Here is a 13066-nt window from a genome sequence, read left to right as displayed (position 1 = left end):
CTATTGAAAATAGAACCTTTCGTATTGATATTTTTTCTCATTATTTCTTAATTTGATTTACCCCTGTATCCACGTTATAATAGTCCTATTACATAAATCTGATTTATCAGCAGAATACTAATACAAAAGAAAGATAAAAGGAGGCTATTTTATGTGCACCGCAGCTACTTATCAAACAAAGAACTTCTACATGGGCAGAACCCTTGATTATGAATTTTCTTATGGTGATGAAGTCACCATCACCCCTCGCAACTATCCTTTTCATTTCCGTCATGCCGGGACTTTAAGCTCCCACTATGCCATGATTGGCATGGCTCATGTAGCACCAGACAATGGTGTTGACTATCCTCTTTATTATGATGCCTGCAATGAAAAAGGTGTCTGCATGGCAGGGCTTAACTTTGTGGGAAATGCCGCTTATGCTGATATTATTGATACAAAAGAAAATGTTGCACAATTTGAATTTATTCCATGGATTCTAAGCCAGTGTGCTTCTGTTTCAGAAGCCAAAGAAAAATTAGTACAGATGAATCTCGTTGGAACTGTTTTTGCCAGCCATTTTCCGGCAGCACAGCTTCACTGGATGATTGCCGATAAAAGCGAAAACATCGTTGTGGAATCCATGGCAGACGGGCTTCATATCTATGACAATCCTGCCGGTGTGCTGACCAACAATCCACCTTTTCCAATGCAGATGTTTGCTTTAAATAATTATGCGGCTCTCTCATCCAGGCAGCCGGAAAATCATTTCTCCGACAAGCTCAACTTACAGGCTTACAGCCGCGGTATGGGGGCTTTGGGTCTGCCGGGCGATTTATCTTCCCAATCCCGTTTTATCCGGGTTGCCTTCACCAGACTACATTCCATTTCCGGCAGTTCAGAAATCGAAAGTGTCAGCCAGTTCTTTCATATCTTAGGTTCCGTCGACCAGCAGCGGGGCTGCTGTGAAGTTGCTGATAACAAATATGAAATTACAATCTATACTTCCTGCTGCAATGCGGATAAGGGGATTTATTACTATACGACCTATGATAATCATTCAATTAACGGAATCGATATGCATCATGAGAACCTGGACAGTGCAGAGTTGATCCGGTTTGCGGTTCTTGATGCGGATGGGATTCACTGGCAGAATTAGTGGATTGCGATGTGGAGATAACATTTAGAATCAAAGAATTTTGCAGCAGTCAAAGCACATCTGATTTTCTTTTATGTGAAATGTCAACCGTTCTTAGGGGTCTGTTTTTCTTGATGATAAACTGTCTTTTCGGTTGCTTTGACAGAATATTGGTACTGTCCGTCGAGGGCAGATGCCACCTAATGTCTGCAAGGGGCACTGGGAATTTCGATATACTTTTCATTTCATCTGGCAACCGACACAAATTCACATCCATGTTCAAATGTGCCTCGCTGGTACATCCCTGTACCAGCGTTGCCTGTTGCCAGACGAAATTCCAAGTGCCCCTAACAGCCCTTATCAGGCATCTGCACTTCGACGATCAGTACCAATATTTTGTCAAACATGGAAAAGACGGTTTTTATCGTAAAAAGAAAAACAGACCTCTTAGAACGGTGACGTTTCATCATATGAAAATCAATGTGCTTCGACTGCTGCAAAATTTTTTAATAAATTTTTCTCCCACATCGCAATCCCCTAATGGATGACATATAAAAGGAGCAGACCCGCATCAAAAGTCTGCTCCCTTTACGTCCAAAGTATTTTGTGTGTATTGTAATGTTCCTTACAAGAGTTAGTTTATGCTAACTCTTGTTTTCTGTCAATACCGCTGTTGATATTCTTTTCTCACCTGTGATAACTCCTTATAGATGTTCCGGTGATTTAAAATAATTCAAGAAACTCTTCGCCAGTTCCACATTGGTATTGACCACCAGTTCTTCCGGAAAATCTACCATCTGAATAACTTCCAATGGATATTGATGATTCCCAACTGCAGTATCCACATGCGCATCGGAATCCATGATAACCGGAACTTTATATTCCTTGCAAAGTTCTAACATTTTGCAGCTGTTTTCCTTCGTATTCTGCCGGAAGCCACCCGGTGTCAGGGAGCCATTGTTGACCTCTAACAATACATGATGTTCCTTTGCACCTTCCACCAATGCACGATAATCCACCGGATAATAAGAATCATCTGGATGTCCGATAATATTTACATAGGAATTTTTCATCACATTCAGATAAGTTTTCGTATTTTCTTCTATGGTTCCCGGATGAAAACACGGACCATGCATACTTGCAACGCACAAATCCATCTGCTTTAAGGTACGCTCCGGCAAATCCACATGCCCTTCCATATCCATGATATTAAGTTCTGCGCCAAACAGCATATACATTTCTCCATGCTTTCTTTCCAGCACGCGAAGATTATTAAAATATAACTCGCTACAGGTTCCCGGCATTTTCGGAGCATGCTCTGTAATACCAAAGAGACGGATTCCTTTCTGCTCTGCCGCCTTTATCATTGCTTCAATAGTACTGTAAGCATGTCCGCTTGCAATTGTATGAGTATGAAGGTCTACGTAGTCGTTCATGTTCTGTTCTCCTTTTATATCTCTTGTCTTAATACTGTTTTCTGAATTTCAGACAACCCTATCTTATCCATCATAGCACATTTTCATCTGTCTTTCATACTATAATACAAATGTCTTTTAAGGATGCTCTATGAAACGATTTTATAAAAAAGGTATTTCTCTTTTCTTAATTCTTCTTATGTCCTTCCCGCTTTGTGCCTGCAAATCAGATGATTCTAAAGCATTAACAACCGTAAAATTAAACGAAGTGGCACATTCCATCTTTTACGCACCGATGTATGTGGCCATCGAAAAAGGCTACTTTGAAGATGAGGGAATCGAGCTCTCATTGACCACCGGCTTTGGAGCGGATAAAACCATGGCTGCCGTTGTTTCCGGGGATGCAGATGTAGGATTCATGGGAACGGAGGCAAGCATTTATGCCTACACGGAAGGCGCAAAAGACCATGTCATTAATTTTGCACAGCTTACCCAGCGTGCCGGTAACTTTGTGGTTGCAAGGGAAAACACCGATTCCTTTTCCTATGAAGATATGATTGGAAAAGATGTGCTGGGCGGAAGAGCCGGTGGCACACCGGAAATGGTATATGAATATGTACTCCGGGAAAATGGTGTTTCTCCTTCCGAAGTCAAAATCGACCAGAGTATTGACTTTGGTTCTACCGCAGCGGCTTTTTCCGGCGGACAGGGGGATTATACCATTGAATTTGAACCATCCGCCACTGCTTTGGAGCAGTCCGGCGATGGCTATGTGGTAGCATCCATTGGTGTAGATTCCGGTTACCTTCCTTATACAGCTTTCTGTGCCAAAGAAAGCTATCTTAAGGAAAATGCCGACCTTATCCAGCATTTCACCAATGCTTTACAGAAAGGCATGGATTATGTAGCAGGTCACAGTCCGGAAGAAATCGCAACTGTCATTGCACCACAGTTTAGTGAAACAGATCTTAAAACCCTTACACTTATTGTAAGCCGCTACTACGACCAGGAAACCTGGAACACAGATTTAATACTCCGGGAAGAAGGCTATGACTTAATGCTTACTATTTTAGAAGAGTCCGGTGTTCTCTCCGGTGCCGCTCCTTATGAAGATCTTGTAAATACAGATTTTGCCGAAAAAGCATCCACACTGTAGTTTAAAATATCAGAAATTAAATCATCATTTAAAAAGCACAGAATATATAGTAAATAACATTACTATACATGCTGTGCTTTTTATCCCTTAGATATCCTTTTTACATTCCACTCTGTTAGCGAATCATAGAAAATGCACCAACACTGATTAACATCATAATTACACCAGCCAGCAATACGCCAAGCATCACTGCAATAACAGATGATTTAAAATCCATATCTAAGATGCTGGCTGCCAGAGTTCCTGTCCAGGCTCCGGTTCCCGGCACCGGGATTCCAACAAAGAGCAGTAATGCCAGGAATAATCCTCTTCCAGCCTTTGCCTGCAGCTTCTTACCACCCTTTTCACCTTTTTCCAGACACCAGCTGAAAAATTTTCCAATAACAGGCTTATCTGCACCCCAAATCAGTACTTTTCTTGCAAAGAAATAAATAAATGGTACCGGCAGCATATTTCCAATGATAGAAATAATATAAGATGGTATCAATGGAAGTCCAAACCCCTGCGAAAACGGAATTGCTCCTCTCAGTTCAACCAATGGTACCATAGAAACCAAAAATACGATCAGATAATGTAATAACATAATACTCCTTTCCTAATGAATTATGACTGTTTATAGTTTTTCAAAAACGTAATCAGCGTATCCATTTCTTCATCTGTACCAATGGTAATACGCAGGTAATTTGCAATCCTCTCCGGTTTAGAGAAATGACGGACATAAATGTCTTCCTTCTTCAAATCTTCAAACAGCTTCTCCATGGAAATCGTATCGTGGGTTACAAAGAGGAAGTTACTCTTTGAATCATCCATCCGGTATCCCAGTGCCCGAAGTTCTTCCTTGGTACGCTCTCTCGTTGCAATAATCTTCTGTGTTGTCTCTTTAAAATAAGCTTCATCCAAAATAGCAGCCGTTCCCATTTCAATCGTAAGGGAATTTAAGGTGTAAGAATTAAATGAATATTTAACATCATTCAAATATTTGATTAATTCAGGCTGTGCCATCGCATATCCAATCCGCATGCCTGCCATGGAACGGGATTTACTAAAGGTCTGGACTACCAGCACATTGTCATATTTATCAATAAGCGGCAATGCTGATGTTCCACCAAAATCAATATATGCTTCATCCACAATAACAATGACATCCGGATTCTGTGCAATGATGCGTTCCACATCTTCTAACGGAAGCAGTTTTCCTGTCGGTGCGTTTGGATTTGGAAATACAATTCCTCCGTTTTCCCCAGCATAATCCTCCAGGCGAATCGTAAAATCCCTATCCAGTGGAATCTGCTTATATGGAATACGGAATTCCTCTGCCCAGACATCATAGAAAGAATAAGTAATATCCGGGAACAGAATCGGACGATTGGAATTAAAAAATGTCATAAAGCACATGGCAAGTACATCATCTGAGCCAACGCCCACAAATACCTGATTGGAATTTAAACCATATCGTTCTGCAATGGCGTCCGTCAGTTTCTCAATCTTTGGATCCGGATAAAGACGCAGCCGGTCGGTATCAAAAGAGGTTAAAACATCCTTTACTCCCGGTGCCGGTGGATATGGGTTCTCATTGGTATTCAGTTTTATCATTTTCTCTTTCTTCGGCTGTTCTCCCGGAACATACGGGATAACTTTGCGTATATTATTTTCCCATGCTTTCATGTCTTACTCCTTCTATCTGCTGCTTGATTTTATCATTCTTTCGTTTTCCGATTTTTTATTCTGCTGCCTTCAGTCCATACTCTGCTGCCAGCTTTGCAAATGCCTGCATGGAATTTACTACTGTCTCATAAGAAGTGCAGTATGCAAGACGTACATAACCGCCATAGCCGAAGGCACTTCCTTTTACCAGAATCAAATGGTATTTCTTGGCAGCTTCTACAAATTCTTCTTCCTTTGCAACCGGAGATTTCAGCCACAGATAAAATGCTCCCTGGGGCTTGATAGCGGTAAATCCGAGTTTTGTTAATCCTTCATACAAGGCAATACGGTTGCGGTCATAAAATTCAAGATTGGTCTTTTCATTTAAGCACTCTGCCACCGCTTTCTGAATCAGGGATGGTGCATTTACAAAGCCAAGAGTACGGTTTGATACGGTAATTCCCTCGATTAATTCTGCGGAATCTGCCGCTTCATCCGGCACTACCACATAACCGATCCGCTCGCCCGGAAGTGATAAAGATTTACTGAAGGAATATCCTACCAGCGTATCTTTATAATATTTTGTCAAAAAATTCTCCTGTACGCCGTCGTAAACCAGTTCACGGTATGGTTCATCGGAAATAAGATAAATATCGGTTCCAAATTCCTCTTCCTTCACAGTTAAAATTCTGGCAATCTCTTTTAAGGTTGCATCTGAATATACCACTCCGGTCGGGTTGTTCGGATTGTTGATGATAACCGCTCTTGTATCTTTTGTAATTTTTCGTTCAAAGTCTGCTAAATCCGGCATAAAATCTGCTTCATCTGGCATGACTTCCACAATCTTTGCATCGAAGTTTGCGGCATAGTTTTTATATTCACCAAAATACGGAGCAAATACCATAACTTCATTGCCCGGATCTAAAATCGTCTTAAAAATAATATTCAGACCACCTGCTGCACCAACTGTCATAATCAGGTTCTTCCCATGGAAATTGGTTCCGAAGCGTTCATTTAAGTTCTCTGCAATTGCCTCCCTTACTTCCTCATAGCCTGCATTTGCCATATATCCATGCACCACAAGCGGGTCTTCTTTATCCAAAATATCATAAATTGCTGTCTTAATTTTTTCCGGTGCCGGTGTAGCCGGATTGCCAAGGCTGAAATCATACACATTTTCTGCCCCATATCTGGCAGCCATTTCTTTTCCTTCCATAAACATGGCACGAATTGCAGAGCTTCCTGCCATTGCCTGTTTTATCTTTTTTGACAACATATCTTATGCCTTCTTTCTCTTTCTATTCTGTTACAGTATAGCTGAGACTATCCGTAAAATCAATCTGTTTTCTTGTTTCCGATGGGAATCTGCGTGATAATAATTGCCACAAACATCAATACGCAGCCTAAAATTTCTTTTGGTGATAATACCTGTCCCAAGATCACCCAGCCAGCCAGTGCGGAAATCACGGATTCCAGGCTCATAATAAGGGATGCGATAACCGGGTTGATGCCTTTCTGTCCTACAATCTGCAAGGTGTAGCCAACGCCGCAGGAAAGAAGTCCCGCATACAACAAAGGCAGCCATGCCGCCTGAATATTGGAAATATCCGGTGTCTCTGTAAACAGCATTCCTACTGCTGAAAGTACTCCGCATACAAAAAACTGTATACAGGACATTTTTACGCCGTCTACCTTCGGTGAAAAATAATCAACCACCAGTATATGAAAGGAAAATGCCAGTGCACATAAAAGAAGCATGATGTCTGCCCGCTCAATGGTAAAGCTGCCATCCTTCATGCAGAGTAAATACATTCCCACAACTGCCAGTGCTACACAAAACCACAGCTTGATTCCCGGACGCTTTCCAATAAAGATGCCGATAACCGGAATCATCACAATATACAACGCCGTAAAAAAGCCAGATTTACCAACGCTTGCTTCCATAATGCCAAACTGCTGCAGATTGGATGCAATGCAAAGAATTACACCACAGGCAATTCCACCTGTCCATAAAATTCTTTTATTCTCCTTTGCCCCTGTCTCTGCTCCTGCCTCTTTCTTTCTGTTTAATAACAAAATAACCGGGATTAACACCAGTCCACCCAAAACACATCGGATTGCATTAAAAGTAAAAGGACCAATATATTCCATGCCAACACTCTGGGCTACAAAAGCAACGCCCCAGATGGTTGCGGTCAATAATAATATCAAAGAACTCTTTATCTGCTGTTTCATAAAATCTCCATTCTGTCCTTATTCTTTTGCATAATTTATCATATTGCTCTTATATTAATGCATTTCTTTCCTTCTTGCAAGAGTCATAACATACAACAAAGAGCATCAGAGGCGGTGCTTTTCATCCTTCCCATTGGATGACACCTTATGCCAATGATGCTCTTTTCTTATGTTAACCAGAATCCCTCTCCCAGATAAACACCTTTTTCTATTTATTTACCGTGTCAATAAAGCGTAAGAATGCTTCTCTTCCTTCTTCGGTGCATTTGTATACACCGGCATCCAGAAGAACTTCACGGAATACCAGTCCGATTTCCTTTCGGATAATCCCGTCAATATTTTCTTCCGTAATGCTCTCATATTTCGGCAAAAATTCCTCTACCCAGTCTGCATGCTTACTTAAAACTTCATTGTTCCGTAAATCAGCCCTGGAAAGAATTGCCGTCTTAAGCTGTGCCATCTCGTCCTTCAGACGTGCCGGCAGCACTGCCAGACCCATTACCTCGATTAAGCCGATGTTTTCCTTCTTAATATGATGAAGCTTTGCATGCGGATGATATACGCCCAGCGGATGCTCCTTTGTTGTAATATTATTACGAAGCACTAAATCCAGTTCGTAATTATTGTCTCGTTTTCTTGCAATTGGCGTAATGGTATTATGTGGCTCCCCGTCTGTTTCTGCAAAAATAAATGCTGCCTCATCCGTATAGCCACGCCAGGTCAGAAGTATTTTATCTGCCAGCTCAATCAGTCGTTCTGTATCCGGTGCGGACAGGCGGATAACTGACATCGGCCATTTTACAATTCCGGCTTTCACATCTTCAAAGCCCGCAAAGGTAATCTCTTTTTCCAGCGGTGCCTTTGCCATGGCAAATTCATAATGTCCACCCTGAAAATGATCATGGCTTAAAATCGAGCCTCCTACAATCGGCAGGTCTGCATTGGAACCGACGAAATAATGTGGAAACTGTTTTACAAAATCCAGCAGTTTTCCAAAGGTTGCCTTCTCGATTTTCATCGGTGTATGCTTTCCATTAAACACGATGCAGTGCTCATTATAGTACACATAAGGAGAATACTGTAAGAACCAGTCACTATGATTGATGGTTACCGGAATAATACGGTGATTCTGTCTTGCCGGATGGTTGACTCTTCCTGCATAACCTTCATTTTCCTTACACAAAAGGCATTTCGGATAGCCGCTCTGTTTTGCCAGCTTTGCAGCTGCAATGGCTTTCGGGTCCTTTTCCGGCTTGGATAAGTTAATTGTAATATCCAGTTCACCAAACTCCGTCTCTGCGGTCCATTTCATATCCCGCATGATACGGTATCTGCGGATATAATTGCTGTCCTGGCTGAGAGTATAATAATAATCTGTTGCCGCCTTTGCATCCTTCTCATAAAGGCTCTGAAATTTATGAATTACTTCACCTGGTCTCGGCATCAGCATTCCCATGATTTTCGTATCAAATAAATCTCGGTATACTACACTGTTTTCCTTCAAAATGCCTTTTTCATAAGCATAATCCAGCAGACGGTTTAATAATTCTTCCAGACTCTCTTCTGCTTCTTCTCTGCTCATCGGAGTCCGTGACTGATAAGCTGCCACAGCGTCCTCATCTAATTCTTCTAATTCAAACAATTCCAGCAGGCGGTTGATGGTAAATCTTTCATCTTCCTTCGGAACCAGTCCGGTTACCATGCCATATTCTGTTAATTTTAAGATATCTTCACAAATCATAACTTACCTCCTGTTTCTTATGCCAGTCTGGATGGACCGTCTCCAATTTCTACTACATAGAAATCTGCGCTGTATCCAATTTTCTTTTCATATGCACTGCCTACTGCTTCAATAAAATGCTCTACCGCTTCATCCTTTACAATACTGACGGTGCATCCGCCAAAGCCTGCGCCTGTCATACGGGATCCAATGACTCCATCCACCTTCCAGGCTTCTTCCACTAAGGTATCCAGTTCAATTCCGGTTACTTCATAATCATCCCTTAAGGATACATGGGATGCATTCATCAGCTTTCCAAAGGTTTCCACATCATTTTCTTTCAAAGCTTCCACTGCTTTTAGGGTTCTCTGGTTCTCATATACCGCATGTTTTGCCCGACGCATGCGGACCTCACTTCCGATGGCTCCCTTATATTCTTCAAACTGTTCCTCGGACAATTCACCAAGACTTTTGATGTCCACCACCTTCTGTAATTCTGCCAGTGCTTCCTCACACTCTGCACGACGTTCATTATATTTCGAATCACCCAGACCACGCTTCTTATTGCTGCAGGAAATTACAATTTTAGCATCTTTTAAACGAACCGGCGCATATTCATATTTTAAAGTAGCCGTGTCTAAGAAAATTGCATGCTCTGCTTTTCCCATGGCAATGGCAAACTGATCCATGATGCCACAATTCACTCCATTGAATTTATTCTCTGAAAACTGTCCGATTAAAGCCAGATCCTGATTCGTTACACCAAATCCGAATAAGTCCTTTAAGATATATCCGGTCAGTACCTCAACAGATGCAGAAGAAGAAAGTCCGGAACCATTCGGGATATTTCCAAATAATAACAAATCCAGTCCGGTATCTACCTGCATGCCCTTTTCTCCAAACGCCCAGATAACACCCTTCGGATAATTCGTCCAGTCTGCTTCTTTCTCCGGTTTCAAGCCTTCAATGGAAGATTCCAGCACACCAAGCTGTTCAAAATTCATGGAATAAAATCTCAGTTTCTTATCGGCACGTTTTCTTGCCACGCCATAAGTTCCAATGGTCAGTGCGCATGGAAATACATGACCTCCGTTGTAATCCGTATGCTCTCCAATCAGATTCACACGTCCCGGTGCAAAATACACACGGATGTCTCCTTCATCCCCAAATAATTCCTTAAACCTTGTCAAAACCTGCTCCTTCATCAATACATTCTCCTTTCGATTTATTTTCATCCGTTCCTGTTATCCGGCACATTTTCACAGGATATTATTCATCTGTCTTTGTGCTCGTCAGCAACATAATTTATATTTTTTACTTCTTGATAAGATTATACTATATGCCCTGTTTCTTTGCAATATTGCCGTTCTAGTCTGCAACATCTCAATTGCTATTTGGCAACATTTTTCCATATGCATGATAAGGATTTATAAATAACTGTGAAAATATAAAATCTTATATAAAAACACCAGTCTCTGACTGAATGATTCAGATACGAGTGAGGGCTGTAAGGGACATTGGAAATTCGATAAAAACATATATGATTCTGACAACCGGCGCAAATTCACATCCATGTTCATCTGCGCCTCGCCGGTACATCCCTGTACCGGCGTTGCCTGTTTCCAAACGAATTTCATAAGTCCCTAACAGCCCTCCCTCATGCATCTGCAATCATCCAGGCAGAGGCTGGTGTTATTTCTATTACATTTCTATTTTCAATTTTATTTCCGATGTCATTAGAATTGTCTGAACCGAGGGTAGTGTTCTCTTTCCCTGCTTTTATTTTACAAGGCTGCTTCAGCGGCTGCCAGCTTGTCCAGTGCACTCTGTGGTACCTTCGCTTTTGCGCCCTCGCTTAAGGCATTATAGGCATTTCTTGCATTGGCTACTGCTGCTGCATCTGTGGCAGTTATCGTATCTGGCAATGCCATGATTGTATTCGTTACATTCTGTGCATCTATACTTTCCTGATTCTGCAATTCCTGCAGGGCCTGTTCATACTGCAACTGTGACAGAGCTGACTCGGCTGCTGTCAGCACATTCAGATTCTTTACATATGCTTTGGCGCTGTCAGATAAAGCATCATACTGGGAACGGACAGACGCAATGGTTCCTGCGGAGTCCAGGGTTACTGTTCCAATGGAGGTGATTGCCTCATCTACTGCAGATGCTGCATCCATATCCTTGCCCTTCTGGCTCTCGGTTCCCGGCAGTTCATAAACAAGCACCGGATAACCAGCTTCTATATTTTCATAAATTGTTTTTGCTGCACTGTATGGAAGATTGATACATCCATGTGAACCGCTTCTTTTATAAATTGTTCCACCAAAAGTACTTCTCCAGCTGGCATCATGCATTCCAACACCACCGTTAAACGGCATCCAGAAAGATACCGGAGACTCATAATCTTCGCCGCGAAGCACCGCATCCTTTGCCTTATAAGTAACACCAAAAGAGCCGGACGGCGTTCCATGATTCTTTGCAAGGTTACCGGAGACAAAATCAGATTCTACCACCAGCGATCCGTTCTTATAGAAAAACAAATGCTGTGCGGTCAGATTGATTTCCACATATGTATTACCATAGTCATTCTCACCATGGCTGTTAGCCGTCTGGGAATAAACCGGCTCTCTTGTTACATCCTTACCGGCTTTCAAATCCTCCAGTATCATTTCCTTTTCAGCTGCATTATCTACCCACCATCCGTAATTTCCACCATAAATTGTCACTGTCTGTCCATAAGAGGTATCCAGTGTCCGGTTTCCATAGGCGGTATTATAATTTTTTGCCATAGCTTTTACATAAGCGCTCAATGCCTCATCATCTACAGACACATTGAAATCATCATCCACAGAAAGCCAGGTACTGATGGTTTCTCCATCCAAAACCACATCATCCTTGCCTTCTGCCTGATAGGTAATCTTCATCTGGGTATATTTATTCAAAGTATCCAATGCATCCTGAAATACATCATCCTCTTCTTTTACCTTAGGGTCTTCATAACAGCCTTCCCCGGAAAGGTCAAATTCCGGCTGCATTTTATCCAAGGCTTCTTTGATTTTCTCCGTAAATGCATCCTTATCGATTTTTGTTCCATATACCTCCGGCTGCACTTCATAGCCATCCTTTGTATAATCCTTAATCTGTGCATTTTCGGAATCCGTCCATTTGCTTTCATCCATACAGGATAAATTATCCAGAACATCCTTCAATTTTTCTTCATCAAAAGATATCATGGTCTCCACTTCGTATTTCCGTGGAGAAATAAGATAGTACGGCCATGCAAATCCATTCTGCTTCTTTAAAAGCTCTTTTACCTGCTTATCAAATACCGGCTCCATATCAATGTCTGTTCCATTGATGCTCTCTGTCTTATCCTCACGCTCCACCAGCTTCATCTCATACCTGGATGCCTGCTTCGTAATCTTCTTTTCCACACCACTGGTTGAGGAAGCGGATACCCCCACATTATTTATCGTGGTACGAAATGCAAAATGGCTCTGAAAAAACAGTGCCAGTACCAGATAAATCACAACTAATATTCCTACAGGAATTCCGATTACACAAAGGAGTTTTTTTCTGCTCATTTTTTCCTTTGCAGTTTCCTGCTGTTTCTCTTCATTCTTCTTCATATCCCTTAACCTTTCTATTTTGCTAGTTTCCATTATAGTTGACCGTTTTTCTTTGTCAATGAAATCCCGCATTTGTAATATTTATTTAAAAAATGAAATACATTTTCTTGTATTCTTGCACAATGAAAATGTTCCTTTTCCATTAAA

Annotated in this window: 10 protein-coding genes; 2 read left to right on the top strand and 8 right to left on the bottom strand. The window is 41.6% G+C overall.

Annotated elements, in window-relative coordinates:
* Positions 1–151: 151 nt before the first annotated feature.
* Positions 152–1138, top strand: coding sequence for a choloylglycine hydrolase (bsh, locus tag DW059_RS13435; RefSeq protein ID WP_117699131.1), 987 nt, complete (start codon positions 152–154; stop codon positions 1136–1138).
* A 683-nt stretch (positions 1139–1821) separates the two neighbouring features.
* Here bsh and DW059_RS13430 read toward each other — a convergent pair.
* Positions 1822–2553 (bottom strand): phosphatase, encoded by a 732-nt coding sequence (locus DW059_RS13430; protein ID WP_117699130.1) that lies wholly within the window; start codon positions 2551–2553, stop codon positions 1822–1824.
* 130 nt (positions 2554–2683) lie between these two features.
* Between DW059_RS13430 and DW059_RS13425 the strand changes: the two genes are divergently transcribed.
* Entirely contained in the window at positions 2684–3688 is a 1005-nt protein-coding gene (locus DW059_RS13425; RefSeq protein WP_117699129.1) for an ABC transporter substrate-binding protein, read from the top strand.
* A gap of 115 nt (positions 3689–3803) precedes the next feature.
* On the opposite strand, the gene DW059_RS13420 is transcribed toward DW059_RS13425, so the two are convergent.
* From DW059_RS13420 to DW059_RS13390, 7 genes are all read right to left on the bottom strand, one after another.
* A complete protein-coding gene (locus DW059_RS13420) occupies positions 3804–4271 on the bottom strand; it encodes a COG2426 family protein (RefSeq protein WP_117699128.1) in 468 nt (155 codons plus the stop codon).
* 20 nt (positions 4272–4291) lie between these two features.
* A complete protein-coding gene (gene hisC, locus DW059_RS13415) occupies positions 4292–5353 on the bottom strand; it encodes a histidinol-phosphate transaminase (RefSeq protein ID WP_117699127.1) in 1062 nt (353 codons plus the stop codon).
* A 55-nt stretch (positions 5354–5408) separates the two neighbouring features.
* Complete coding sequence (locus DW059_RS13410) at positions 5409–6608, bottom strand: pyridoxal phosphate-dependent aminotransferase (RefSeq protein ID WP_117699126.1); 1200 nt, start codon at positions 6606–6608, stop codon at positions 5409–5411.
* A 59-nt stretch (positions 6609–6667) separates the two neighbouring features.
* A complete protein-coding gene (locus DW059_RS13405; protein WP_117699125.1) occupies positions 6668–7567 on the bottom strand; it encodes a DMT family transporter in 900 nt (299 codons plus the stop codon).
* A 208-nt stretch (positions 7568–7775) separates the two neighbouring features.
* Positions 7776–9308, bottom strand: coding sequence for a UDP-glucose--hexose-1-phosphate uridylyltransferase (gene galT / locus DW059_RS13400; RefSeq protein WP_117699124.1), 1533 nt, complete (start codon positions 9306–9308; stop codon positions 7776–7778).
* A gap of 17 nt (positions 9309–9325) precedes the next feature.
* Positions 9326–10492 (bottom strand): galactokinase, encoded by a 1167-nt coding sequence (locus tag DW059_RS13395; RefSeq protein WP_199534364.1) that lies wholly within the window; start codon positions 10490–10492, stop codon positions 9326–9328.
* A gap of 579 nt (positions 10493–11071) precedes the next feature.
* Positions 11072–12919, bottom strand: a complete 1848-nt coding sequence (locus DW059_RS13390) for a peptidoglycan binding domain-containing protein (protein WP_242986269.1) — start codon at positions 12917–12919, stop codon at positions 11072–11074.
* Between the last annotated feature and the right edge of the window lie 147 nt (positions 12920–13066).

Source organism: Roseburia sp. AF42-8 (genome assembly GCF_003435965.1).
Taxonomy (GTDB): domain Bacteria; phylum Bacillota; class Clostridia; order Lachnospirales; family Lachnospiraceae; genus Roseburia_C; species Roseburia_C amylophila.
This window is presented reverse-complemented; position numbering and strand designations above follow the sequence as displayed.